This is a genomic window from Niabella terrae, assembly GCF_054783135.1.
In genome coordinates this window covers 1-24,872 of the sequence record NZ_BAAGRD010000003.1, presented here as the reverse complement: position 1 = coordinate 24,872, position 24,872 = coordinate 1, and the positions used below count along the sequence as shown (strand labels likewise).

The window sequence follows — 24,872 nt, the reverse complement described above, 5'->3', positions numbered from 1 at the left end:
CGGAAATCCTAAGGCCCCTGCTCAATTTGATCGCAATTTTTGGCATACCGCCGGACTTTATCGGCGGTGCCGACTCGCTTCCCTGATGATTTTTCGATGGCGTCCAGGCGCCTTTTCTGTCATGAATTTCTATAATGGAACAGAGTCCTTAGTTTTGTGTCCTCCGTCTTACAACCCGAAGCAGCGGAGCAGGAAAAATTATCCCATTCATGCAATTAACAGAGGTCACCAGTGCCGCACTGGAAAAAGCGTTTTTAGAAGTCAATGTCGTCATTAACCAGGAGGACCCCAATTATATTCGTCCACTGGATAAGGACATTACCGGGGTTTTTAACCCTGAGAAAAATAAGGCTTTCCGATTCGGCCAGGCTATCCGTTGGATACTTAAAGACGACCAGGGCCGGCTGATCGGCCGGATTGCTGCCTTCGTAAACAAAAAATATAAGACGAAAGGAGATGAAGGTCCGGTGGGTGGAATGGGATTTTTTGACTGCATCAATGATCAGGCTGCAGCCAATTTGCTACTGGACCAGGCCCGCAACTGGCTGGAAGAACAGGGGATGACCGCCATGGACGGCCCAATTAATTTTGGAGAAAGAGATACCTGGTGGGGTTTGCTCGTAGAAGGATATGAACCGCCGCTCTACCGCATGAACTATAATCAGCCTTACTACCGCCAATTATTGGAAACCTATGGTTTTCAGCCGTTTTTTAACCAGATATGTTTTGCCATGAATGTTCAGGTGCGGTTGCAGGAAAAATTTTACTCCCGCCATGCACAGCTTTCCCGCGACCCGGACTTCTCTTCGGATAATATTAAAAAAAATCAGCTGGAAAAATACACCAAAGACTTTACGACCGTTTACAATAAAGCCTGGGCCGGCCACGGCGGGTTGAAGCAGCTGGACGAACGTACCGTACTCAAAATGTTCAGGTCGATGAAAGCGGTCATGGATGAACGGATTAACTGGATTATTTATTATAAAAAGGAACCAATAGGTATCTGGATCAACCTACCGGACCTCAACCAATGGTTTCGTTTCCTGAATGGAAAATTTTCCCTGCTGGACAAATTAAAATTCCTCTGGTATAAAAAAACCAAACCCTGCAATAAATTTGTGGGACTGGTATTCGGTATTATTCCCGAATTTCAGGGAAGAGGGGCCGACGCTTATATGATCATTGAAGGATGCAAGCTGATTCAGAATTTGAAGATTGAAAATGGCAACTACCAGATTGGCAATCCTATTTACGAAAAATATGAACTGCAGTGGATTGGAGACTTCAATCCCAAAATGATCAACGTAGCTGAATCGCTGGAACCTTATCGCAGCAGAGCCCTGATTACCTATCGATATAATTTTGATCGGCAAAAACCATTTAAACCCCATCCGATACTTAATTAGATTTACCTTCCTCGGAATCATGCAGGTAGATGTGTTTACGTTCAGTTTATTTCAATAAGTCCGAAAAAATAAAACCGCCTTCAAACTTCTCCTTTATTGGAAAGGCCTGAAGACGGTCCTGAATTATTTATAATTCCTACCCGGATTAGCGGTCAGCTTCAGCATTCCAGGCGGCATTATCCTTGGTAACATGAATGGAAAGATGACCTGCATCGATGGTTATTACACCCGTATAACCATTGACTTTTCCCACATAGCCTTCGTCTCCTTTTGAAATTTCAATATCGGTAATGGTGGGGATATCTCCATTATCTTTAAAATCAAAACGATATTTATCTCCAACTTTCACGACTGTCACTTTTCCCGATCCGGCGCTTACCGATGTACCGGTTGAAGTATAACTGGTTTCGCCAGAATAAGTACCCACAAATAAATTGTTGTCCGCAGGATTATCATCTTTGCTGCAGGCAGTAAATAATAAGACGGCAAAAATTCCAATCCCTAATAAGTTCAATACTCTTTTCATAAAATAGGTTTAATGATTAATTGTTTCCTAACTGAAACTGCAAACCCCGTACCAAAGCCGTTCGGCACTATAAATACTAAACCTAATACATTGACTTGTAGCAGGTTCCATTTCAATTAAAGGACTTATTTAAATCCTTTAATAACCAGCCTTGCGGCAATAGAAATTTTAAAAAGTTCTTAGTGATTGTATCTCAGACTTATAGGCATTTATTTATATACAGCAGCTAGTTTTTTTTGGATTTTATTTCTGGCAATTATATATTTATCAGATAATAGTCTTTTAAACAATTTTACATAAGAAATAAAGCCGCCCGAATATCTGAGATTCTGTGAGCCATGATGAATGCCGGCAATTGGATAAAAATTCCTGTAGGTAACAATCAGTGAAAAAACCAGAGAAAAACTTTTAATTTATTACTGAGTTACCTGCCTTCGTCGTTTAAACGCTGTCGTGTCGGTGTTACATAAATAACGCCGCAACCAGTTTCCTATACGTATCAGTTCAATAATCAAGAACGATTTCTCTTAACCATTAAAATCAAAAACAGCTCTTTCTATGGAACCGAAAACTTGCCCCAAATTCTTCAGGCGTATTTACCTGCTCCTGATATTCCTGTGTATGTTCTGCACCAGCAACCTGTTTGGCCAACAGGTATCCGGCACCGTAAGTGCCAATGGCCAACCCGTGATCGGTGCTACTGTAACGGTCGGTGGCTCATCGAACAGCACCCAGACCGACAGCAGTGGTCATTTCACTATTGCAGCGGCTGCCAATGCACAACTCATTTTCACCCACGTGAATTTTCTTCAGAAAACCGTTCCGGTAAATAACCAGACTTCGCTGACGGTGGAAATGGAAGCCGCTGCCAACAACCTCGATGAAGTTGTAGTCGTAGGTTATGGCACCCAGAAAAAAGTCACCCTCACAGGTGCCGTTGCCGACGTCAAGGGTACGGAGCTGGCCAAAACCCCTACCCTGAACCTGACGAACTCCCTGGCCGGAAGACTACCGGGCATCACCGCCCTCAACGGCAGCGGAGAACCCGGATATGACGGATCCACGATCCGTATTCGGGGCACCAATTCCCTGGGGAATTCGAGTGCCTTGATCGTAATCGATGGTGTGCCCGACCGCGAAGGCGGAATGGAAAGACTGAACCCGAATGATATTGAAAGTATGTCGGTGCTGAAAGATGCCTCTGCTGCTATTTACGGTTCCCGGGCCGCCAATGGCGTCATCCTCATTACCACTAAAAGAGGTAAAAGCGGCAAACCGCAACTCTCCTATACATTTAATCAGGGCTGGGCCCAGCCTACCGTGATCCCCGAGCTGACAGATGCGATAGAATATGGCACCCTGAGGAATGAACTGGCAGTCTACGAAAATGTTTCACCCGCCGAATGGGATGCGGCCTGGGACGCATTGATTAATACCGGCACCTATGTCACCAACGGTGGCGCCACTGTTAATTCACCGGTAGGCTTTTTTCCGGAAGACATGGAAAAATACCGTGATGGTTCTGATCCCTGGGGCCATCCCAATACTGACTGGTTTGGCGCCACTTTCAAGAACTGGTCGCCGCAGACAAGACATTATCTGACGCTTTCCGGCGGTTCAGAAAACGTCCGGTACATGGGCTCACTGGGCTACCAGAATCAGGACGCCTACTATAAGAATTCCGCAACCGGTTATAAACAATACGATCTCCGCCTCAACCTGGATGCCAAACTGAATGAATACATGAATCTGCAACTGGGCATCGCCGCCCGGGAAGAATACCGCTTCTTTCCTACCGACGGCGCAGGTGAGATTTTCCGGATGCTGATGCGGGGCAAACCCAATGAACCGGCCATTTGGCCCAACGGATTGCCCGGTCGGGATATCGAATATGGTCAGAATCCCGTTGTCATTGCCACCAATCAGACAGGATACGACCGCGATAAAAGAGACTATGTACAATCCAACGGTAAGCTGGAAATCAAAGTGCCCGGCATAGAAGGACTTAAACTCACAGGTACCGCCGCTGTTGACAAGTATTTCCGCAATCGGAAATTATTTGAAACGCCCTGGTATCTTTATTCCTGGGATAAGGCCAGTTATGAAGACGACGGCGTAACGCCGAAGCTCACCAGAGAACTCCGATCGCCTTTCACGGATCCCCGTCTGTCACAGGTTGCAGAAAACACCCTCAATATCAACCTGTCTGGTTTAATTAATTATGACAGAACGATTGGTGATCATACGCTGAACCTGCTGGCAGGTGTCCAAAGGGAAACGGAGGACTATGAAGGATTTAATGCCTTTCGTCGTTATTATCTGTCCAGCAAAATTGATGTACTGAGCGTTGGTGGTGATTTGGAGAAAAACAATGGCGGCGGCTCTTACCGCCGCGCACGACTGAGCTATTTTGGAAGAATGGGCTATAATTTCCGTCAGAAATACCTGTTTGAATTCCTGTGGCGGGTGGACGGATCCTATATATTTCCTCCCGAAAACCGCTTCGGATTTTTTCCAGGTGTGACTGCCGGCTGGCGGATTTCAGAAGAACCCTTCTTTAAAGATCATGTTGCTTTCGTTGACAACCTTAAACTTCGGGCTTCCTGGGGACAGATGGGTGCCGAGCCTTATTTCGGAGGCAATCTGGCAGAATACCAGTTTATTTCTTCCTACCCCTTTGGTACCTATGTCATCAATGATGCGGTGGTACAGACCCTATATGAAACCCGGGTTCCCAACCAGAATTTCACCTGGGAAGTGGGTAACAATACCAATATTGGACTGGACGCGGCCTTCCTGAACAACCGGTTGTCGGTGGAACTCGATTATTTCTACAATGTCCGGGATCGGGCGCTGATCGCAGAAGTCGGACTGGTGCCGCAGAGTACGGGCATCTCGAATAAACTGCCACCTGTGAATAAGGGCAAGATGTCCAATACCGGAGGTGAATTCAAAATCTCCTGGAATGACAATATCGGAGAAGTAGGCTATAATCTGAGCATCAATGGGGGCTATGCCAAAAACAAGGTCATTTACTCCAGTGAAGCTGCCGGGGTTCCTGAATGGCAGCGTGCTACCGGAAGGCCCTATGGCACCAGTGGCTTTACCATCGTGGCCTATGAATATGCCGGCGTATTCCGTGATCAGGCAGAAATAGACGCCAACAGTATCGATTATTCAGCCCTGACCAGTAACCTCCGTCCTGGGGACATGAAGTTGAAAGATTATAACGGCGATGGAAAGATTACGGCAGATGATATGGTGGCGCTGGATAAAACCCGGGATCCGGTATTCACCGGAGGTTTCAACGGCAGTCTGCGTTATAGGAATTTTGATTTCAGCTTTATGTTCCAGTGCGCCATGGGTGGCATGTTATTCTTTGGTACGGAATCGGGTGATATCGGCAACTACCTGAAATACTCCTATGATCACCGCTGGTCAATCGACAATCCCAGCAGTACCGATCCGCGGATTGCCAGCAGAGGTAATACCTACTATACCGGTGGTGCAGCAGCGCGCAATACATATTTCCTGCGCAGCAGTAATTATTTACGGTTGAAAAACCTGGAAATCGGTTATAACCTGAACATGCCGGAAAAAGTGAGGAATATCATCAGCAATGTCCGGCTTTTTGCCAATGGTCAGAATGTGATCACCTGGGATAAAATGAAACTTTGGGATCCTGAAGCAACCAGTACCAACGGTCAGTACTATCCCCAATCTCGTATACTCAATATAGGTGCCACCGTTAACTTCTAATTCCAAAATAATTAATAATATGAAACGCAATATATATACTCCCTTACTGCTGGTCCTATTTGCTGCAGTCCTATTTGGCTGTAAAAAGGACTTTTTAAATATCGACCCGACGGACCAGGCTCCGGCAGGCACCACCTGGCAGGATGAAGCACTGGCCGAAGCCTTTGTATCAGGAATCTATAATCAGTACCTTGGCGTAGGCGGCTTTAATGAACAAATGCTCGCCAGCCTTTCCGATGAAGCGGTGTTTACGCATACAGGCCGCAGCATCAATACGATCAATGAAGGCAGTGCGAATCCCAGTGCCATAGGCTGGGTGCCGCCGAACTACGAGTGGCAGAACATGTATAATGGGATTCGCGCAACCAATATTGCAATTGCGCAATTACAGGCGCCCCAGATTGATACTTCCTTCGCCAACAAACTGAAGGCAGAAGCGCATTTTCTACGGGCTTTTTTCTATAATCAGTTACTGAGTTATTACGGTGGCATCCCGCTGATCACAAAAATTTTCAATCTAAACGAAGATTATGAAACGCCCCGCAACAGTTATGAAGAGTGCGTGAATTTTATTACGGCAGACTGTGATTCAGCCATCTGGCTCATCAATGACAAATCCATGGACAAAGGCAGAGCTACGGTATTGTCGGCACTGCTCCTGAAATCCAGGGTGCTGGTCTATGCCGCCAGTGACCTGCATTATCTGCCATTGGCCAAAACCAAATTTTCGGAACTGGGCTCCCATCCCAATCCGGAATTATTCGGTTATTCGGCCGGCGACCGGTCTGCACGCTGGCAGGCCGCCAAATCCGCTGCCAAAGCGGTACTGGATTTGGGCACCGGCTATAAAATGGACCTGAATGCGCCAGTTTCTGCTGCCGAAGGCACCAACAATTATATGTCCATAGCCATGAGCGGATACAGTAAGGCGGCTGGCCTGGATGCGTCAGCATCGGTGGAGATGATCTGGGGAAGGTATTATAACCTGAACGTGAATTCCGGAGGCGGGGTCAGCATTGGCCTGTACAATGGGCCTAACGGTTACCATAATTGGGCGGGCAACACACCGCTGGGACTTTTTGTAGATGATTTTGAAATGGCCAACGGTCAACCGTTTAGCTGGGGTGAAGCCAGTCATAAGGCGGCGCCTTATAAGAACAGGGATCCCCGGTTCTATGCAACGCTGTTATATGATGGTGCTGACTGGAAACCCCGGGATTTGGTGTCAGGCAATGTAGATCCTGCCAATCAGATCCAGACCGGGAGATACGACTTGATACAGGGTGGCGGAAAAATTACTTTCAACGGCCTGGATACCCGAAGCAGCTCGATTGAAGACTGGAACGGCAGCCGGACCGGTTACTATTTCCGGAAATTCACCGATCCCGATCCTTCAATTTCTGAAGCCAATACCAAGCAGTTGATACCCTGGCCTTTCATGCGATATACCGAAGCCGTATTCAACTACGCTGAAGCCTGTATTGAACTGGGACAGGATGCGGAAGCCCGTTTATGGCTGAATCGGATCCGCTACCGTTCAGGCATGCCTGCAATTGCGGATGCAGGAACGGCACTGAAAAATCGATTCCGCAATGAGAAAAGAATCGAAATGAGTTTCGAAGAGCAGCGTTATCATGACGCCCGCCGTTGGATGATCGCTCCGGCAACACTGGGCCGCAAACTCACTTTCATCAATATCGTAGGTGCATTTAAGCCAGGCAAACAACTGTCAGCCCCTTACCGTCATGATGAAACCATTTATAATTATACGTATACACCGGTTACGGACCAGGCGCATGAAAACCGCAAATGGGTCAATAAAATGTATTTTGCACCCATTTCCAGAGACGAGATGAACAAGAATACTTCGCTGGTACAGAATCCTGGATACGAGGAATAATACAAAGTCAATACCATTTGAAAAGAGGCTACGGCCTCTTTTTTTGTACCCTTCTTTCAAAACCTCAGGTCAATTTTCCACACCCTGCGCCGGCAGAACAAATCCAGCTTTAATTATGTTACATTTGTCTCGAGGAACAGTCCATGGATAAATTTTTAGTATCAGCAAGAAAATACAGGCCCCAGCTTTTTGACACAGTGGTGGGCCAGTCGCATATTACCACAACCTTAAAAAATGCCATCAAACAAGAGCAACTGGCACATGCCTTCCTGTTTTGTGGTCCCCGGGGGGTAGGAAAGACAACCTGTGCCAGGATCCTGGCTAAGACCATTAACTGTGAACGTCCCAGTGCCGAGGGCGAAGCCTGCAATGAATGTAATTCCTGTAATGCATTTAACCAGGGCAATTCCCTGAATATCCATGAACTGGATGCCGCGAGTAATAACTCAGTAGACGATATACGTGTGCTGGTGGACCAGGTGCGGTTTACACCTCAGGCAGGTAAATACAAGGTATATATAATAGATGAGGTTCATATGCTCACTGCCCAGGCCTTCAATGCGTTTTTGAAAACCCTGGAAGAGCCACCTCCCTTTGCTATTTTCATACTGGCTACCACCGAAAAACATAAAATCTTACCCACCATATTAAGCCGTTGCCAGATTTTCGATTTTAAACGGATTACTCCGGACGATACGGTGGAACACCTGCAGGCCATTTGCACCAAGGAGGGCGTACAGGCTGAAAAAGCCTCCCTGCAACTGATTGCGCAGAAAAGCGAAGGCTGTATGCGTGATGCCCTGAGTATCATGGATAAAATTGTGAGTTTCAGTAATGGCGAACTCAGTTATGCCCATACCCTGGAACATCTCAATATCCTGGACGAGGATTATTATTTCAAATTCATGGAACTGATGCGGGCGCAGGATCTCAGCGGCGCGCTTTTATTATTCGATGACATCAATCGCAAAGGTTTTGAGGGCGACATGGTGCTCAACGGGATGGCAGCTTTTATCCGCAACCTGCTGGTCTGCAGGGATCAACAGGCAGCCGTTCTACTGGATACCGTGGAGCGGTTTAAAACGAAATATCTTTCGGTGGCGGAACAGCTTCCACCGGCCTATCTGCTGAGCGCACTGAACCTCCTCTCCCAGGCAGAGATCAATTACCGGACGGCCCGAAATAAGCGCCTCCATGTAGAACTGGCACTTATAAAGCTCTGTTACCTGCAACAGGCCCTGCAACTCAGCTCCGACGACACCGCGGTTATTAAAAAAAAAATAGCTGAAAAGACGGGTGCACTGCCCTTTCGCAACATCCGCCCCATAGCCGTGAAAACAACGGCTCCGGACACAACAACAACCGGAGGCGCCCGACTGACGATTCAACAGGAAAAAAAACAGGTTACAAAGACGGCATCCGCCAGCGAAGTGCCCGATAAAATTCCGGAACCGGCGACAGCAAAAACCAAACCTAATACAGGAGGCAAAATCAGCAGCCTGGAGAAATTAAGAAAGCAGTTCCATGAGAAAGTAGAAGATATTGCGGATCAGCCATTGGTAGCGGACCAACTACAGGAGGCCTGGGAGGCATTCGCCCGACACCTAAAAGAGAATAAAAATTCGGCGGCCCAGAGCTTTGAAATGGCCCGGCTTCAGATTATGGATGCCAATTCCTTTGTAGTGAATACTTCCAGTATCATTGAGCACCGCTTCGTGGACTTTAATAAGGTAGAAGCTTCCGAATTCCTGCAAAAAAGACTCCGGAATAGTCAATTACAATTTGTGATAACAACTACCGTTCAATCGACGCCCGCTGCGGAAGGCACTGCGCCGCTGACCTCCGTACAGCAATACCAGGAACTGATCGCAAAATATCCGCTGGTCCGGGAATTTAAAGAACAGTTGAAACTGGAATTGAACCGATAGAGCAACAATCGGACTTTGCGTTTTTTTCATTTTTACGGGTTTTGGGACCGGCGGCCCCCGAAAGCCCCTTCGCTTCCGGGGGCCTGAACCGTCCGATCTGAACCAGCCCGGTTTAGGGGCAGGCCCTACTCTAGTTTTTAACCGACCAACTTTACAGAGAATTCACTAATTTCGGGCGAAATATTTTGATTCATGGCTGAAAAAATTTTAATGCCCCGGTTGAGTGATACCATGACAGAAGGGGTGATTGCAGACTGGCATAAAAAAGTGGGAGATCCTGTAAAAAAAGGTGATTTATTAGCTGAAATTGAGACAGATAAAGCCACTATGGAGCTGGAAAGTTACAAGGACGGCACCATATTATATCTGGGCGCAGAAAAAGGTGGTAAACTGAATGTGGACGACCTGATGGTCATCGTAGGTGACAAGGGCGAAGATATTTCCGGCCTGATCGATGGCAAGGGGGATCAAAAACCCGCCGAACAGCCCGCAAAAAGCGAAGCAGCGCCGGCGCCGACTGAACCCGCCGCTCCTGCGGCTGCACCCGAAACCAAAAGCGCAGGTGCAGATCTTACCAAAATGGATGAAGTTGTTTTGATGCCGCGGCTCAGTGACACCATGACCGAAGGGGTAATTGCCAGTTGGGCAAAAAATGTTGGTGAAGACATTAAAAAAGGTGATTTATTGGCTGAAATCGAAACCGATAAAGCCACCATGGAACTGGAAAGCTATAAAAACGGCAAACTGCTTTATCAGGGCGCCAAGGCCGGTGAAAAAATACAGGTTAATGAACTGTTGGCCATCATCGGTGAAGCAGATAAAGTAGACGTAGAGGCGATCGTAGCAGCGGTGAAAGGCGGTAATGCAGGTGCTACAGCAGCACCGGCTCCACAGGAACCGGCCGCCGAGGCGGCGCCAGCCGCTCCTGCAGCAACCGCTGCGGAAGCTGAAACATCCGGCACAGCCGATGGCCGTATCAAAGCTTCTCCGCTCGCCAAAAAACTGGCTGCCGAAAAAGGCATTGATCTGGCCGGCGTTTCGGGTAGTGGCGATGGGGGCAGAATTATCAAAGCAGATATTGACAACTACAAACCCGGCACCCAGGCTTCCCAACCTGCTGCAAAAGCAGCAACGGTAGCGGCAGCCCCTGCGGGTCAGGTTTCCTTCGAAGACCGTCCGGTATCACAAATGCGCAAGGTGATCGCCAAGCGACTGGCAGAAAGCAAATTTACGGCACCCCATTTCTATGTTACCATGAGTATCGATATGGATGCCGCGGTGGCCAGCCGGGCGAAACTGAACGAAACCAGTCCTGTAAAAATTTCCTTCAACGACCTGGTGCTGAAAGCCTGTGCGATTGCCCTGAAACAACACCCGGCAATTAACAGCAGTTGGCTGGGAGATACCATACGTACCAATCAACATGTCAATATAGGTGTAGCAGTAGCCGTGGATGAAGGTTTGCTGGTGCCCGTCGTTCGCTTTGCAGACACCAAATCGCTTTCCCAGATTGCGGCGGAGGTCAAAGATTTTGCCAAGAAGGCCAAGGACAAAAAATTACAGCCTTCGGATTGGGAGGGCAATACCTTTACCATTTCAAATCTGGGCATGTTTGGTGTTGATGAGTTTACGGCCATCATCAATCCTCCGGATGCCTGCATTCTGGCCATCGGTGGTATTTCTCAGGTACCAGTAGTGAAAAATGGCGCTGTTGTGCCAGGCAATATCATGAAAGTCACACTGAGTTGTGACCACCGTGTAGTGGATGGTGCCAGTGGCGCCGCATTCCTGCAGACTCTGAAAAGCCTCCTGGAGGAACCCCTCAGAATGTTGGTATAATTAATTTTTGACAATATTAGAAAAGCCACTTTCAGTAAGAATGTGGCTTTTTTTAATCCCTTAAAATAGTACCATGTTGCAAATTATCCGTCTCGGCCCCGGTCAGGAAGATCTGGTAACGAAACTATTCGACCAGTACCGTGTATTTTACAAACAACCTTCAGACCTGATATTGGCCCGGTCCTTCCTAAGGGAACGATTGGATCATAACCAATCCGTCCTATTCCTCTGTCAGGAATCCGACACCAGGGAACCCCTGGGATTTACCCAGCTTTACCCGGTATTTTCATCTATGCGGGTCAGTAAAAACTGGATACTAAATGACCTTTATGTGGTTTCGGAACAACGCGGAAAGGGTATTGGCAGAAGGCTGATCGGGACGGCCCTTGACTTTGCCCGTCAGGATGGCGCCAGCTGGGTCCAGCTTTCCACCGCTACCGATAATGTAACCGCCCAGGGTCTGTATGAAGCGGTTGGATTCAAAAGACTACAGCCCGACCCCGCGTTTTATGATTACCGTATACCGGTCAACCCAATTTGCTGAGAATTATCTACCTTCAAATCAAATGCAACAAAAGAAAACACTGGTCATGGGCGCTTCGCCCAACGAATCCCGGTATAGTCACCTGGCTGTTAACAAATTACGGCAGCACGGACATGATGTCGTTGCGGTAGGGCGCAGAAGTGGCCGTATAGCAGATGTGGCCATTCAGCAGGAACTGCCCCTTAATCAGGATATAGATACGATTACGCTGTACCTGAACGCCAACAACCAGCAGGCCTATGAAGCGGATTTACTCGCATTGCAGCCAAAACGAATTATATTCAATCCCGGTGCTGAAAATCCCGCATTGGCTGCAAAAGCCAGGGATGCCGGAATCGAACCATTGGAAGCCTGCACCCTGGTATTGTTAAGTACAGGCCAGTATTGACAAAACACCAAAGAAACTCAAAGTACGCGCTGTCCTTCCATCACGATATTACTGATGCCATCCCGGAGCAGGAGTCGGTTGCCTTCAATAGTGAACGCACTGATCCGGTTCTCCAACAGATCGAGAAAAGCTGTTTCCTGTTCCATATTGTCGCAGGCCATCCGGGTCGCGCCGATATCGGTAAACCGGATGCTGTAGCCTTTTAATTGCAGGTTACCAAAAATCCGGTTACAGGGCGCTTTGCCGGTAAACCTGGTGGAAGTATCCTGAAAAACGAGTTGCACGCCGTTGAGGTTTTCCAGTTCGGCTTTCTGTTGCCGGCGCATACTTAGGATATTCCAGGTGCCTGCCAGCTCTTTCTGGAAAGATTTCGCTTCGACCCTCGGCACAATTACATCACCCGTCCCCACAATACCTTTACCGGTCCCGGAAGATTGGGACGGGGAACTGCATCCAGGCAAAACCATTAATACAAAAACTGAATAAAATAGTAATTGTCGCATAATTGTAATTTTTAATCCGGGGAATGCGGATACCGATCCTAAGTTAATCAATTTGTGAACTATTTATGTATTATTGCGTTGTAGCTGATTATATTTAATACAGGTAAAAAACATTTCCAATACCATGATCAAAAAAACAGGATTTTTATGGCTGCTATTACTGGGTGTTCTGGCTGTCAGCGCACAATCACTGCAACCTTCGCCGCAGAATAGTAAAATTGAGTTCTCGATAAAAAACATGGGCATTACCGTGAATGGCAGTTTATCAGACCTGAAAGGGAAAATGGCATTCGATCCACAGCAACTAAAAAGCAGTAGTTTTGATGTCACCGTCGGGGTGAATACGATTAATACGGGCAACCAAAAAAGAGATGCACACCTCAAAAAACCGGATTTTTTTGACGCGGCAAAATATCCCACTATTGGTATAAAGACGACCAGTATTTCGGCGAAAGGGAATAATACCTATCTGGCCACGGCCCGGTTGACGATGCATGGCGTTACCAAAGCAATTCAATTTGAATTTACCGCCCAGTCACAAAACGGAGGATACCGTTTCAAAACCAAATTTACAATCGACCGCAAAGATTTTGGCGTGGGAGGTAACAGCATGACCATGGGCGATGACGTGCAGGTAAGCCTGGACGTTATCGGCAACAAATAAGCCGCGGGCGTTCCGCCTATTTTCCTGAAACAAGCATTTTTTATGGCTGCTTATTAAGCGGTAGCCGCAATACGACCGTCCCGTCTGGTGGCTTAGGTTTTCGCCCACCGACAAGCTACAGACCAAATTTACCAGTGTCCTGGCAGAAAGAAAAAAGCAGTTTCGGGAGACGAAACTGCTTTCAAACTTTAATATGAAAAAACTAAACCTAAGTACGTATCTATCTTCTGCTGCTTCTCACGTTACCGCCTCCGCTCCTGCTGGAAGAACTTCTTGAAGAATGTGAAGAACTCCGGCTTTGCACGGAAGGAGATGATCTCCTGACACTGGACTGATTGCTGCTGCGATTAACGCTTGAACTCCGCTGACGGGACTGAACGCTGCGCTGTTGAGCTTGCTGGCGTTCGCGCGACTGAGATTGCTGGCGAGCGCGGGCTTGTTCACGCGCCTCAGATTGCTGACGGGCCTGTGCACTACGTTGTGCCTGCTGGCGTTCACGGGACTGCGCCGCCTGACGGGCACGAGACTGTTCACGCGCCTGTGATTGTTGACGGGCCTGTGCGCTGCGTTGTGCCTGCTGGCGTTCGCGGGACTGAGCCGCCTGACGGGCACGAGACTGTTCACGCGCCTGTGATTGTTGACGGGCCTGGACGCTGCGTTGTTGTGCCTGTTGACGTTCCCTTGCCTGTGATTGTTGGCGGGACTGGACGCTGCGTTGTTGTTGCGCTCTGGAACGGGTCTCAACGCGTGAATTTGGTTGCGACTGTGAGCGACTCCGCTGCATGGATTCCCTGCTGCGGCTGGACGGACTGGTAGACCTGCCTTCGACGGAACGGCTGCGTTCACGATTCGGGCTAACAGACCTGCTGTTGGTGTTCCCACGACTGTTCCGATTCGTTACCGCATCCTGCCTTCTGGGGCTGGTATTGGTCCGGTTCTCTGTGCCGCGAACGGATCTGCTATTCGTACGGTTTTGGCTGCGACTATATTGTTGTACAGAGCGAGGTGCATAGCTCCTTCTGTCTGAAGATCTTTGGACAGCAGGGCGGTATACGGATACTGAATTCCGGCTCATCGACGCTCTCCCCGGAGATCTGCGGTCTCTTACTGATACCGACCTAATTCTGCCGGTGTAACGTTCCACATCTGTCCGGCGGGGACCGTTGATATAGGTCCTGCCACCGCCACGGCGACCATGATAATTATTGATAATCGTTGTCCGGTTAATGATTGTTACATTATTCCTATAAGGATAATAATAACGGCCGATGTATCTGGATGTCATGTAACGGCCCGGCGCAAAAGTCCAGTAATCATAAGGACAATTGTAGTTGTTGAAACCTACATTAATACTGAATCCAGGACGCAGTGGTGCCCATCCGTAGTAATCACCGCCGCCTCTCCAGGCAACCCAGGCCGGTGACCATTCATAACCGGGGACCCACATCCATCCGTAATAAGGATCTTGAAACCAGCGGCCATAGTGGAAGGGGGCCCATCCCCAATCATAACCGGAATTCCACATCCAGTCATAATCGTTGGTGTACATCCAGTAACCATTGCTGGAATAGGGACGGAAATCGCCACCTACCCGGGGTCGCCAGGCGTACCCGTATTCAGGGTAATCGATCCATTCGCCGTAGGGGCTCAACTGATCGTAGAACGTCTGAAAATTAATGCTCACCCCAACCCGGGGTTGTGCATCAACTGGCCTGGCTACCAGCACAGACATCGCAATCATCAGCGTGATGCCCAGGGAGTTGATTATTCTTTTCATTTGCTATTTATTTAAATTATTTAAGATATTGTTCCTAATGCATCTTGGCATTCTAGAATATTGACCGAAAAATGGTACATAAAGTTGCGTCTCAGCCGGTTCAGTTGCCCGGAGCGGGCATTTTTGTGATTTTCTTTAACATTTTAACAACTGCTTGCCGTGAAAACCAGGATTTTAATGAATTTTGTCCGCTATGATCGATTATTATGAACTGTTGCAGGTATCCCCTTCGGCCCCCCTGAGTGAAATAAAATCCGCTTACAGGAGACTGGCACATTTATATCATCCTGACAAAGATCCCGGCAACAAATTTAAGGCGGCACAATTTGAATTGATCAAAGAAGCCTATGAAACCCTTTCTCATCCTGAAAAAAAAGACAGGTACCTACAGGAACGCTGGTTGTCCAGGGCGCAGGGCCAACCTTTTACTCAGGAGCTGAATACCCCCATTCAATTATTACATAAGGTACTGAAAATTAGCGACTCCGTAAGCGGACTGGATATTTATCGTATGAATAAGGAAAGCGTCAGGGATCTTTTTAGTGAAGTCCTGAATACGGATACCATCGACATGTTAAATGCATTCAACGAAACCTCTGTCAATGATGCGATTGTTGGTGAGTTGGTCCGAATTATTCCAGTGCTGGGCACGAAAAACGAATTGAGCCTGATCTCAGATATTCGCCGGATTCAGAGCAATTATGAATCGCAGCTGGACAGTCGCCAGCAACGGCTGGAGAACAATTTATTCTGGGAAAACTGGAAACCCGCATTCGTCATTCTGGTGGTATTGCTGCTCTGTCTCCTGATCTGGGGTACTTCCCTAAAAAACTGATAACAATCAGACAGAATGGCTTAACTTTCCTACACAAAATAGCGGCTATGTTACCTATTGGAGATGATAATTCAGGGCGCACAATTACCCCTTATATCAACTATCTTTTGATCGCAGTCAATATTCTGGTCTTCGTCTTTGCACAGGGCCTCGGCTCCAACGAAGCATTTTTGCTTAGTTATTCCACTGTGCCGGCGGAAATACTTACCAATTCCGATGTCGTCGGTCAGGGATTGCTGCCGACACCGATCCCCGTGTATGGGACGATTTTTACGGCCATGTTTATGCACGGCAGCATAGCGCATATATTCGGCAATATGCTCTACCTGTGGATTTTCGGCGACAACCTGGAAAATGTAATGGGGCATTTCCGCTACCTGGTATTCTACCTTTTATGTGGCATCATCGCCACCCTCTGTCATGTATTTTTATCTGCCTATACCGATTCCGGCCTGCTGATTCCCAGCCTGGGTGCATCGGGTGCGATTTCCGGTGTCATGGGAGGCTATATCATCCTGTTTCCCCGCAACCGGGTTAAGGTATTCGCACTGTACAGTGTATTCTATGTCAATGCCATCCTGGCGCTGGGCATCTGGATCGTCATGCAGGTGATCAATGGTTTGGGTACGATGGGTAATGAAAGCGCTGGTGTGGCTTATGCGGCGCATGTGGGCGGGTTTTTGGCAGGAATGCTGCTGGTAAAATTCTTTGCCAGACCACAGTTGCGTTCCTCCCAACTGATCAGGCGTTGATAACAGCTTCAGGCGGAAAGTTCCTTACCCTCCAACCAGTTCTTAAAGGAAGCTACCCGTTCCCGGCTGATCACAATTTCCGCATCAAAAGCGGGTGCTAACTGCAGTGCCAAGCGACTGTTATAATAGGTATTAATTTTCCTGATCGCATCAATATGAATAATCATTTTCCGGTTGATCCGGAAAAAAAGCGTCCGGTTAAGCATTTTCTCCATCTGTTCCAGGCTATAGTCCAGTGGTGTTTTCTGATTGCTGAAAGTAACGGCTTTGGTAAATCCGTCAGCAGTATAGACATAGGCAATATCGCTGGCCTTTACCGTAACCAGCTGACTATTGGTTTTGCCCAAAAAGCGGGTATGTTCTTTCTTATAGAATGCTTCAGCGATCTTACTCAGGTCAAAAGACGGCGGATTGCCGGCGCTAAAAAAGCGGAATTTTGACAGCGCCCGTTCCAACTCCTCTTTACTAACCGGTTTGAGCAAATAATCTACACTGTGCACCTGGAATGCCTGCAACGCAAAATTATCATAGGCGGTAGTGAATATAATAGGTAATTGCAATTTGAGTGCTTCAAAAATTTCAAAACAATTCCCATCGGACAATTGGATGTCCATAAAGGCCAGATCCAGCTTGTCGCCATTTTGCTGCAGCCAGGCAACGCCCCGGGCAACCGATTCTATTACCTCCAGTATCTCTATCTGCGCATCCACCTGGCCGAGTAACTGTATCAGTCTTTCCGCATTATGTTTCTCATCTTCAAAAATGACAACTTTCATGATTCTCAGGTTTCGTTTACAATTAGCAGTTGGCCGGTTTTAAGTATCGGGAGCTTCACCAGAAATTTCCCATCCTCTTCCGCAACCTCCACCCTTAACGTGCTCAGTAATTCATAACGTTTACGGATATTATACAAGCCAATTCCCGTGGAACTCATAATACCGGTGCGCTTTCTCAATTGGTTCTCTACGATGATATATGTGCCATCTGCATGAATATATATTTCCAGCGGTTGTTCAGAGAAAAATGTATTATGTTTTACCGCATTTTCTACCAGCATCTGTAAGGCCGCGGGCGGCAACCAGGTTTCTCTGACAGTTTCATCCAGGTCAATTCGGAACTGGATATTATCCTGATGTCGGATATTAATTAAAAATATATAGGATTGCAAAAAAGACAATTCTTCCTGAACGGTCACCAGATACTCCATCTTCTTGTCCAGTATATAACGATAACATTTTGACAATTGAGTAATATATTCGGCGGACAGGTCAGCACTTTTATAGACCAGGTTGGTCAACACACTTAAAGAATTAAAGAAAAAATGGGGATCAATCTGATTCTGGAGCACCTCATAACGAGCCTGTATATGCTGTCTGCGTAATTGTTCCGCCTTTAACTGCGCTTCCTGCCAGTTCCTGAAATAAAAAATAATACCGTTAAAACCGAGTATGAGCAGGTAAAAAATAAATGCACCGAAAATCAGATCATAACTCAGCACGCTGAAACTCTCCCAGGCTTCGTAGCGATTGAAGATGACAATATCAAATACGGAGTAAACCAGACCGAATAAAAGGGCACCCAGAATACCAAAAGCACCCATCGACAGACAAAGGGTAGTAACAAAAAGCACTGTAGGTCCTGCGGCCATTCTCTTCTGAATCAGCCGGGAAAGCCGGGAAGCGCCTTCCCATATAATAAGTCCGACGACAACCATCATCAGGCTGAACAACTGCCCTCTTAAAAACGTAGAAACATAGGGCCGGTTAAAGCTCATATCAAAAGTCCGGAATACAACACTCAGGCAATAGAGTACCAGGATGCGCGCAATATACCTGAATAAACGGCTCTGCAAAAAATTATCAATCTGGGACCTGTTCATTTTTCTTAAAATTAAGATCAAAGCAGTAATCATCATAAGCTTTAAGAAAATTTATGGATTTTAAACCAGTCCAGTGCATCAGTTATTGCCTGTTCTGTTTTGCGATATTTCAGACCAAAAGTTCTGGCCGCCTTGTTGCCATTGTAGTAATTCTGCAAACAGAGTAAGCGGGCGGTACCGTAATGCAACCGGCAGCTATTTCCCCTGAACCTGCGAATGATGCTACCTGCCACTCCCGCCAGCATCAGTAAAAACGCCGGTAGTCGGATCAGCCGGGGCCGTCTGCCACTGCAATCGGCCAGTTTAATAAAAAAATCCCTGTAACTCAGGTTCTCTCCCGCAACCAGGTACCGCTCTCCAATGGGCGCATGACGAATCGCTTCGGCAATACAATGGCAGACATCGGCCACATGGACAAAATTTTTACCCCCGGGAGGGCAATAAACAAACTTATTGTGCAGGCCATACTGCAACAGGGCCCCCGAGCTGGGCTTGCTGTCATAAGGCCCGATCATAAAAGTGGGATGAATAATAATAGCCGGCAGATTACGGCTGATAATATGTTCCATGACCAGTTGCTCCGCAACATACTTGGTGTCGATATAGGGTGCGCCGATGGAAAAAAGACTGAAACCGCCCAGTTCTGTTCCGGGATGTTCCATTGTACCCGGGGCCAGTGTATTGGCGGTACTGATATATATCAGCCGCTGAACACCATGTTCCAGGCAGGCATGGATCACATGACGGGTGCCTTCAATATTCACCTGTTCATAGGTCTTCCGGTCTATGCCCCATTGGCGGGTTACAGCTGCCGCATGTACGACGATATCGGATCCGGCAACCGCCACCAGTACATCTTCCTGCCGGGTAATATCGCCGTAAACATAGGAACAGGGCAAGCCCTCCAGCACCCCCAGATCGGCATCCCTGCGAACCAGCACTGAAATCGCATAACCCTGCCGGTACAAAAAAATTGCCGCGTTAGCACCCAGCAGACCGGTAGCGCCGGTAATCAGTACTCTTTTTTCTCTGGATTGATGTTCCATTAATTGATCGATTTATTCTTAAATACTGAATAGTTGAATGGAGTTATGCTACCGGTATCAACTCTTTTCTGATCTGTCGCGACACCGTTTTGGTTTTGAAACTGAGGGGCAACCATTTCATCAATGAATATTGAAATGCATTCCATCTGCCGGGAACAATGATCGCCTTGCCTTCGAAAGCTTTCTTAAGCACGAGCTGTGCAATCCGGGTCGTAGGCATCAACCCGAGCTTTGCCTTAAGTCCCTGTAACAGGATACGCTGTGCGGTACCTGCATTGGTCATCATAGGGCCGGGACAGGCCACAGATACGGATACACCGGTGGTCGCCAGTTCCTCACGCAGACCCAAGGAAAAAGAAGTCAGAAAGGCTTTGGTCGCCGGATAAACCACCTTGTAGGCGATGGGGGTAAAAGCGGCCATGCTGGAAATATTAATAATATAAGCCACAGGCTGTCGCATCAATACTGGCAATAAAGAACGGGTCACTAAAGAACTGCTTCGGATATTCAGTTGGATGGTTTTATCCATTAAATCAACCGGATAGGTCAGTATTGAGGCCGTCCCACCCATACCCGCATTATTAATCAACAGACTCACCGGGAACTGTGCTTTGACAAGGTTGATATGATAGAGCAACCTGTCCAGACGGGTCATATCAAATTCATAATATACCACCTGGATGCCATACCTCCGGGACAGCTCATCCGATAAAAGGTTCAGCCGGCTCCCGGGAAGGGCGATCAGAATCAAATGATAGCCACGGCCTGCGCATTCGACAGCAAAGGCCTTACCCAATCCGGCTCCGGCGCCGGTAATCAGTGCAAAGGTTTTAGTTGCCATTATTCCGCATTTTTAGTGGATTGGTCCAATAAATTTTTGAAACTGTTCAGGGTATGGAACAAATTATCATATACAATGGGATCAGTAACCCATCGTGGCAGACTGGCACTTTTATCGGTCATGATCTGATAGGTAATTTGTAATTGGTTTGCTGGTAGTTGCTCTGCCAGCCAACTACCCAGGGTGCCGGTAATCCGGGTCACATTTTTCTGTTTCGGAAAATCGGGATGGGTGCTGCTTTTAAAATCCACTTTACAAATATGGGCAGCAGATGGATTGAACCTGCTTTGATATAACAGACAGTCCTCCTGATCATTCATCGGCCAGGGCAATTTATACCGAATATAGCTGTACCAGTGCTGTGGTTGGACGCCCGGTCTAATGACCACTTTAGCAGCGCTGACATTCCAGATCCGGGCCAGTTGCTGATTTTTCAAAAGGGGCAGCACCTGACCGGCATCCACCTGACTGACCTGAAATACGGCTTTCAACTGCCGCACTTTATTGCCATGGTACGTCACCCATCGTTCATATAAAGTGATGCCCATCCTTTTTTCAACGAACTGATAACCTGGTCCGGTTGCCGCCCCTGCCCCATATCCATGGAGGAGTAGAATCAGACAGATCAGCATTAATCTATTAATCATCATTTTAAGTGCTTTTGCAGCAAACCTAACTGAAGACCCGGGCCCGGGAAGACAAAATAAGGCCCAACCGTCTGATAAAAACCCTGAATTGTAAGGACGGGCAGTCAGGTCGTCAGACGGCGCGGCGGCGTTAATTTCTCCTTAAGTTTTCCTTTTAAATTCATTAACACTGCGGCCGGTAAACCTGAATTATACTTATCTTCCCAAAAAATATTTATGCTAAAAACAGTTTTATGTACAGTGTTCATGAGCGTCGGCCTGATCGCAGTCGCACAGGACGGTTACTGGCAACAGGAGCTCAATTACAATATTGAGGTGAAATTGGATGACAAGAAAAATGCCCTCGATGGAAAAATCAGTATTGATTATAAAAACAATTCACCGGAGACCCTGGAATTTATCTGGTTTCATATCTGGCCCAATGCCTATAAAAATGACAAAACAGCCCTTTTTCAGCAACTGAAGAATGATCCGACCAATCGTGACGATGTTTCCGGCATCGCTCCTGGTTTTATAGACGGACTGAAATTTACGGTAGGCGGTAAAGTCGCCAAGACCGAACCACATAGCAACCCGGATTATATCGACATTGTCAAACTCATCTTACCAAAGCCTTTACAGCCGGGAACAACGATCAGCATTGCCACTCCTTTTCATGTCCAGTTACCCTCGTATTTTTCCCGTTCAGGATTTGCGGATGGTCAGTTTATGGTAACACAATGGTACCCCAAACCAGCTGTTTATGATAAGAGCGGCTGGCATGAATTCCCCTACCTGAGTATGGGTGAATACTATAGTGAATATGCCAACTATAATGTAAAAATCAGTCTGCCCGGTGATTATGTTGTTGGTGCCACAGGTGTGCTGCAGGATAAAAAAGAACTCGATAACTATAAGTCAATCGGTGCAAAAAATGCCGCCAACCGCGATGCACAGCCCGCGTTGTATTCCAACCAGTCTGCCAGCAAAACCCTGAATTATACGGCCAGTAAAGTGCCGGATTTTGCCTGGTTTGCCGAAAAGAATATCGTAATTCAATACGATACCCTGCAGCTGCCTTCCGGCAAACTGGTGGATGCATTTACCTACTATAAAAACAAACCCGGAACCATCTGGAATAACAGCATCGATTATGCCAAGGATGCCACAAGGTTCTACAGTAAAAGTGTCGGTGAATATGAATACCCGACCGTACAGGTTTTTGAAGGCCCCAAAAACAATTCCAGTGGCGGTATGGAATATCCGATGATTACCTTAATTACTGTTCCCGACGCCAGCAAGGAATACCTCGATGGGGTTATCGCCCATGAAATCGGACATAACTGGTTCATGAGCATGCTGGGCAGCAATGAGCGTGCCCATACCTGGCAGGATGAAGGCCTGAATACCTATTATCAATTTCGTTATGAAGCAGAAAAATACCGCTACAATTCTATATTCCGGGATCAGGTACCACCGGAACTCAAGAAATTCCCCCTGGAAAGATTCCAGGAAGCTATTTACGGCGCCATGCGACAAATACCCATGGAGGGTATAATAGACCAGCCCGCCGGTGATTTTAAATCATCGGAAGAATACGGACTGGTCTCCTATATTAAAACCGCCCTTTGGGTTTACGAACTGGAAAAACAGGTGGGCAAAGTCCGGCTGGATGAAGCTTTTCAGCATTACTTCAAACAATGGCATGATAAACATCCCCAACCTGAGGATTTGAAGGCCTCCTTTGAGAAAACGCTGGGCACCAATCTCGATGCCTGGTTCCAAAAACTGGAAACTGCCGGACCGCTACAATAACTGTTATTATGATCATCAATTTAGAAAATAAAACAGCATGGGTTGGCGGCGCCAGTTCCGGATTGGGTCTGGCTGCTGCCCGCCAGCTGGCTGCCAGTGGGGCGACCGTCATCCTGGTTTCCAGAAATGAACAGAAGTTAAAGGAAATACTGGCGGAGTTGCCTGCACCACAAGAACAACAGCACCGCTATCTTCAGGTGGATTTTACGGACTTTGAATCATTTCAATCAATAGTCAGTAAATTTTTCGAAACCAACCAGGTGGACATCATGGTCAATAATACCAGCGGTCCCCCCGCGGGCGCGGTACTCGCGCAAACGGATACAGCTTATCTGGAGGCATTCAGTCTCCTGTTCAGAACCGTGCAGTTCAGCAGTTCCCTGGCCCTGAAACATATGCAGGACCGCCAGTGGGGCCGCATTATCAACCTGACTTCGAGAACGGTGAAAGAACCGGCGGCCAACCTTGCTCTCTCCAATACCATCCGGGCTGCAGTAACCACCTGGGGCAAGACCCTGGCCAGTGCGGTAGCTTCTACAGGTATTACGGTTAATAATATATTAACGGGTAATTTTGACACAGAAAGGTTGCGGGAACTCTTCGAAAAAACCGCTGCAGATCTGCAAGTGCCGGTGGAACAGGTTTATGCCCAATCCACCGACGCCATTCCGATGAAACGGCTGGGGCGGCCGGAAGAATTGGCCCAGGTAATTACTTTCCTGGCTTCTGAACAGGCTTCCTACCTGACCGGTACGAGTATTGCCGTTGATGGCGGATTGATTCGCAGTCTTTAATCATATGAAAAGGTTATGCTTCTTACTTATATTACTGCTCCCGGCAATATTACAGGTCACCGGACAGCTTAAGATAACCGGGACCGTATTGAACCAGGATCATCAACCCCTGGCCTATGTCAATATCGGTATCCGGGAACAAAATATCGGCACCATTTCAGATAAAAAAGGGGCCTTCCGTCTTACTATTCCTCCCGGACATCTGCAGGATTCCCTAAGTTTTTCCAGCGTGGGCTTTAAAGTAAAAACCCTGGCATTGGCAACGCTTTCAGGCATCTCCAGCCTCAACATTGTTTTGGAACAAGATACGCTCACATTGGAGCCGGTCATCCTGCGACCTAAAAAAACGCGCATCAGAAAAATCGGAATCCGGTCCTACAGCCCTTTCCTGTTCGCGCCGCCCGTCAACGAACAGTCAAAAGATATTATAGAATTTGCACAAAAAGTGAACTACCCATTGGCTAAAGACCAATGGGCTTCGGACTTCAACGCCCTGTNGGACAAGTCCACTGTCTTTCCGAAAGATGTAGGTTCTGATGGATATAGCCACATTCGTTACAGGTTTTTGAAGATGGGTAGAAGCGGTTGATTTTAATTATTCGCTTATCGTTCCAACTTGCTTTATATTCAAGTAACCTGACGAATGTTCCCCAACTTGCATCTGCTATATGCTTTGCAAGTTTATGGTTTGCCATCATTCCTTTTACGTTCAAATCTTCCAGACATATGATATCATACGCATTGATTATCTGTGTAGATACCTTATGTAACAGGTCAAGCCTGGTATTGGCAACTTTTTCGTGTATTGCCGCAACTTTAAGCCTTTGCCTGTTTCGGCTACTTGAGCCTTTTACCTTTCTTGAAAGGTGTTTTTGTGCTTTTGCTAACTGACTTTCATATCTCTTTAAATGACAGTTATTTATAAGTAAACATCCAACGAGGACGGCCTATGATATTTGAATAAAAATCTGTATGGGGAGCATTTTCCCGGCTGCTTTTAGGATTCCGGTTAAAATCCTGAACTTTACTCCTATAATATTATTTCAGGAT

At 47.2% G+C, this 24,872-nt stretch carries 22 protein-coding genes; 13 read left to right on the top strand and 9 right to left on the bottom strand.

All coding sequences use genetic code 11. The annotated features are described in order from the left end of the window. The first annotated feature begins 209 nt into the window (after positions 1 to 209). Positions 210 to 1,406 carry a hypothetical protein gene (locus tag ACYVI9_RS02875; RefSeq protein WP_460760411.1) on the top strand — a complete coding sequence of 399 codons (1,197 nt, stop codon included), beginning with the start codon at positions 210 to 212 and terminating at the stop codon, positions 1,404 to 1,406. Between the two features lie 145 nt (positions 1,407 to 1,551). Here ACYVI9_RS02875 and ACYVI9_RS02870 read toward each other — a convergent pair whose 3' ends face one another. Next, positions 1,552 to 1,932: a hypothetical protein gene (locus ACYVI9_RS02870; RefSeq protein WP_460760409.1), complete on the bottom strand. Its 381-nt coding sequence runs from the start codon at positions 1,930 to 1,932 to the stop codon at positions 1,552 to 1,554. A 558-nt stretch (positions 1,933 to 2,490) separates the two neighbouring features. Between ACYVI9_RS02870 and ACYVI9_RS02865 the strand changes: the two genes are divergently transcribed. The 6 genes from ACYVI9_RS02865 (at position 2,491) to ACYVI9_RS02840 (ending at position 12,290) form a co-directional block, all read left to right on the top strand. Then, entirely contained in the window at positions 2,491 to 5,691 is a 3,201-nt protein-coding gene (locus ACYVI9_RS02865; RefSeq protein WP_460760406.1) for a SusC/RagA family TonB-linked outer membrane protein, read from the top strand. 19 nt (positions 5,692 to 5,710) lie between these two features. Further along, positions 5,711 to 7,591 carry a RagB/SusD family nutrient uptake outer membrane protein gene (locus ACYVI9_RS02860; RefSeq protein WP_460760404.1) on the top strand — a complete coding sequence of 627 codons (1,881 nt, stop codon included), beginning with the start codon at positions 5,711 to 5,713 and terminating at the stop codon, positions 7,589 to 7,591. 143 nt (positions 7,592 to 7,734) lie between these two features. Further along, entirely contained in the window at positions 7,735 to 9,519 is a 1,785-nt protein-coding gene (gene dnaX, locus ACYVI9_RS02855) for a DNA polymerase III subunit gamma/tau (RefSeq protein WP_460760401.1), read from the top strand. 192 nt (positions 9,520 to 9,711) lie between these two features. Then, entirely contained in the window at positions 9,712 to 11,358 is a 1,647-nt protein-coding gene (locus tag ACYVI9_RS02850; RefSeq protein WP_460760399.1) for a pyruvate dehydrogenase complex dihydrolipoamide acetyltransferase, read from the top strand. 73 nt (positions 11,359 to 11,431) lie between these two features. After that, positions 11,432 to 11,902, top strand: a complete 471-nt coding sequence (locus ACYVI9_RS02845; RefSeq protein ID WP_460760396.1) for a GNAT family N-acetyltransferase — start codon at positions 11,432 to 11,434, stop codon at positions 11,900 to 11,902. Positions 11,903 to 11,924: 22 nt separating this feature from the next. Next, positions 11,925 to 12,290: a CoA-binding protein gene (locus ACYVI9_RS02840; protein ID WP_460760394.1), complete on the top strand. Its 366-nt coding sequence runs from the start codon at positions 11,925 to 11,927 to the stop codon at positions 12,288 to 12,290. Positions 12,291 to 12,307: 17 nt separating this feature from the next. On the opposite strand, the gene ACYVI9_RS02835 is transcribed toward ACYVI9_RS02840, so the two are convergent. Continuing rightward, on the bottom strand, positions 12,308 to 12,793 hold the full coding sequence (locus ACYVI9_RS02835) for an META domain-containing protein (protein WP_460760391.1): 486 nt from the start codon (positions 12,791 to 12,793) through the stop codon (positions 12,308 to 12,310). 124 nt (positions 12,794 to 12,917) lie between these two features. On the opposite strand from ACYVI9_RS02835, the gene ACYVI9_RS02830 reads away from it, so the two are divergent. Continuing rightward, entirely contained in the window at positions 12,918 to 13,457 is a 540-nt protein-coding gene (locus ACYVI9_RS02830) for a YceI family protein (RefSeq protein ID WP_460760388.1), read from the top strand. A 220-nt stretch (positions 13,458 to 13,677) separates the two neighbouring features. Here ACYVI9_RS02830 and ACYVI9_RS02825 read toward each other — a convergent pair whose 3' ends face one another. Continuing rightward, complete coding sequence (locus ACYVI9_RS02825; RefSeq protein ID WP_460760385.1) at positions 13,678 to 15,234, bottom strand: DUF6600 domain-containing protein; 1,557 nt, start codon at positions 15,232 to 15,234, stop codon at positions 13,678 to 13,680. Between the two features lie 193 nt (positions 15,235 to 15,427). On the opposite strand from ACYVI9_RS02825, the gene ACYVI9_RS02820 reads away from it, so the two are divergent. Both ACYVI9_RS02820 and ACYVI9_RS02815 read left to right on the top strand, forming a co-directional pair. Continuing rightward, positions 15,428 to 16,069: a J domain-containing protein gene (locus ACYVI9_RS02820; protein WP_460760383.1), complete on the top strand. Its 642-nt coding sequence runs from the start codon at positions 15,428 to 15,430 to the stop codon at positions 16,067 to 16,069. A 47-nt stretch (positions 16,070 to 16,116) separates the two neighbouring features. Further along, complete coding sequence (locus ACYVI9_RS02815; protein WP_460760380.1) at positions 16,117 to 16,821, top strand: rhomboid family intramembrane serine protease; 705 nt, start codon at positions 16,117 to 16,119, stop codon at positions 16,819 to 16,821. Between the two features lie 8 nt (positions 16,822 to 16,829). Here the strand turns inward: ACYVI9_RS02815 and ACYVI9_RS02810 are convergent, their stop codons facing one another. The 5 genes from ACYVI9_RS02810 to ACYVI9_RS02790 are packed head-to-tail and all read right to left on the bottom strand — an operon-like array spanning position 16,830 to position 21,237. Continuing rightward, positions 16,830 to 17,597: a LytR/AlgR family response regulator transcription factor gene (locus tag ACYVI9_RS02810; RefSeq protein WP_460760378.1), complete on the bottom strand. Its 768-nt coding sequence runs from the start codon at positions 17,595 to 17,597 to the stop codon at positions 16,830 to 16,832. A 5-nt stretch (positions 17,598 to 17,602) separates the two neighbouring features. Further along, positions 17,603 to 18,700: a sensor histidine kinase gene (locus ACYVI9_RS02805; protein ID WP_460760375.1), complete on the bottom strand. Its 1,098-nt coding sequence runs from the start codon at positions 18,698 to 18,700 to the stop codon at positions 17,603 to 17,605. Positions 18,701 to 18,741: 41 nt separating this feature from the next. After that, positions 18,742 to 19,746, bottom strand: a complete 1,005-nt coding sequence (locus ACYVI9_RS02800; protein WP_460760373.1) for an NAD-dependent epimerase/dehydratase family protein — start codon at positions 19,744 to 19,746, stop codon at positions 18,742 to 18,744. 43 nt (positions 19,747 to 19,789) lie between these two features. Next, entirely contained in the window at positions 19,790 to 20,587 is a 798-nt protein-coding gene (locus ACYVI9_RS02795) for an SDR family NAD(P)-dependent oxidoreductase (RefSeq protein WP_460760370.1), read from the bottom strand. Then, entirely contained in the window at positions 20,587 to 21,237 is a 651-nt protein-coding gene (locus ACYVI9_RS02790) for an SRPBCC family protein (protein WP_460760367.1), read from the bottom strand. The genes ACYVI9_RS02795 and ACYVI9_RS02790 overlap by 1 nt, the downstream gene beginning before the upstream one ends. A gap of 213 nt (positions 21,238 to 21,450) precedes the next feature. Between ACYVI9_RS02790 and ACYVI9_RS02785 the strand changes: the two genes are divergently transcribed. Genes ACYVI9_RS02785 through ACYVI9_RS02775 form a run of 3 tightly spaced genes read left to right on the top strand, consistent with a single transcriptional unit; the run spans position 21,451 to position 24,411 of the window. Then, a complete protein-coding gene (locus ACYVI9_RS02785) occupies positions 21,451 to 23,028 on the top strand; it encodes a M1 family metallopeptidase (RefSeq protein ID WP_460760364.1) in 1,578 nt (525 codons plus the stop codon). Between the two features lie 8 nt (positions 23,029 to 23,036). After that, complete coding sequence (locus ACYVI9_RS02780) at positions 23,037 to 23,822, top strand: SDR family oxidoreductase (protein WP_460760362.1); 786 nt, start codon at positions 23,037 to 23,039, stop codon at positions 23,820 to 23,822. Positions 23,823 to 23,826: 4 nt separating this feature from the next. Beyond that, positions 23,827 to 24,411, top strand: coding sequence for a carboxypeptidase-like regulatory domain-containing protein (locus ACYVI9_RS02775; protein ID WP_460760359.1), 585 nt, complete (start codon positions 23,827 to 23,829; stop codon positions 24,409 to 24,411). On the opposite strand, the gene ACYVI9_RS02770 is transcribed toward ACYVI9_RS02775, so the two are convergent. After that, on the bottom strand, positions 24,308 to 24,745 hold the full coding sequence (locus ACYVI9_RS02770; protein ID WP_460761694.1) for an RNA-guided endonuclease TnpB family protein: 438 nt from the start codon (positions 24,743 to 24,745) through the stop codon (positions 24,308 to 24,310). The genes ACYVI9_RS02775 and ACYVI9_RS02770 overlap by 104 nt on opposite strands. Positions 24,746 to 24,872: the final 127 nt, after the last annotated feature.

What these genes read in the sequence shown, in the direction of transcription:
- ACYVI9_RS02805 (WP_460760375.1), bottom strand. Translation starts at nt 18,700, where the DNA reads ATGAACAGGTCCCAGATTGATAATTTTTTGCAGAGCCGTTTATTCAGG.
- ACYVI9_RS02860 (WP_460760404.1), top strand. Translation starts at nt 5,711, where the DNA reads ATGAAACGCAATATATATACTCCCTTACTGCTGGTCCTATTTGCTGCA.
- ACYVI9_RS02780 (WP_460760362.1), top strand. Translation starts at nt 23,037, where the DNA reads ATGATCATCAATTTAGAAAATAAAACAGCATGGGTTGGCGGCGCCAGT.
- ACYVI9_RS02795 (WP_460760370.1), bottom strand. Translation starts at nt 20,587, where the DNA reads ATGGCAACTAAAACCTTTGCACTGATTACCGGCGCCGGAGCCGGATTG.
- ACYVI9_RS02875 (WP_460760411.1), top strand. Translation starts at nt 210, where the DNA reads ATGCAATTAACAGAGGTCACCAGTGCCGCACTGGAAAAAGCGTTTTTA.
- ACYVI9_RS02815 (WP_460760380.1), top strand. Translation starts at nt 16,117, where the DNA reads ATGTTACCTATTGGAGATGATAATTCAGGGCGCACAATTACCCCTTAT.
- ACYVI9_RS02810 (WP_460760378.1), bottom strand. Translation starts at nt 17,597, where the DNA reads ATGAAAGTTGTCATTTTTGAAGATGAGAAACATAATGCGGAAAGACTG.
- ACYVI9_RS02785 (WP_460760364.1), top strand. Translation starts at nt 21,451, where the DNA reads ATGCTAAAAACAGTTTTATGTACAGTGTTCATGAGCGTCGGCCTGATC.
- ACYVI9_RS02800 (WP_460760373.1), bottom strand. Translation starts at nt 19,746, where the DNA reads ATGGAACATCAATCCAGAGAAAAAAGAGTACTGATTACCGGCGCTACC.
- ACYVI9_RS02845 (WP_460760396.1), top strand. Translation starts at nt 11,432, where the DNA reads ATGTTGCAAATTATCCGTCTCGGCCCCGGTCAGGAAGATCTGGTAACG.
- ACYVI9_RS02840 (WP_460760394.1), top strand. Translation starts at nt 11,925, where the DNA reads ATGCAACAAAAGAAAACACTGGTCATGGGCGCTTCGCCCAACGAATCC.
- ACYVI9_RS02835 (WP_460760391.1), bottom strand. Translation starts at nt 12,793, where the DNA reads ATGCGACAATTACTATTTTATTCAGTTTTTGTATTAATGGTTTTGCCT.
- ACYVI9_RS02850 (WP_460760399.1), top strand. Translation starts at nt 9,712, where the DNA reads ATGGCTGAAAAAATTTTAATGCCCCGGTTGAGTGATACCATGACAGAA.
- ACYVI9_RS02830 (WP_460760388.1), top strand. Translation starts at nt 12,918, where the DNA reads ATGATCAAAAAAACAGGATTTTTATGGCTGCTATTACTGGGTGTTCTG.
- ACYVI9_RS02870 (WP_460760409.1), bottom strand. Translation starts at nt 1,932, where the DNA reads ATGAAAAGAGTATTGAACTTATTAGGGATTGGAATTTTTGCCGTCTTA.
- ACYVI9_RS02825 (WP_460760385.1), bottom strand. Translation starts at nt 15,234, where the DNA reads ATGAAAAGAATAATCAACTCCCTGGGCATCACGCTGATGATTGCGATG.
- ACYVI9_RS02790 (WP_460760367.1), bottom strand. Translation starts at nt 21,237, where the DNA reads ATGATGATTAATAGATTAATGCTGATCTGTCTGATTCTACTCCTCCAT.
- ACYVI9_RS02865 (WP_460760406.1), top strand. Translation starts at nt 2,491, where the DNA reads ATGGAACCGAAAACTTGCCCCAAATTCTTCAGGCGTATTTACCTGCTC.
- ACYVI9_RS02820 (WP_460760383.1), top strand. Translation starts at nt 15,428, where the DNA reads ATGATCGATTATTATGAACTGTTGCAGGTATCCCCTTCGGCCCCCCTG.
- dnaX (WP_460760401.1), top strand. Translation starts at nt 7,735, where the DNA reads ATGGATAAATTTTTAGTATCAGCAAGAAAATACAGGCCCCAGCTTTTT.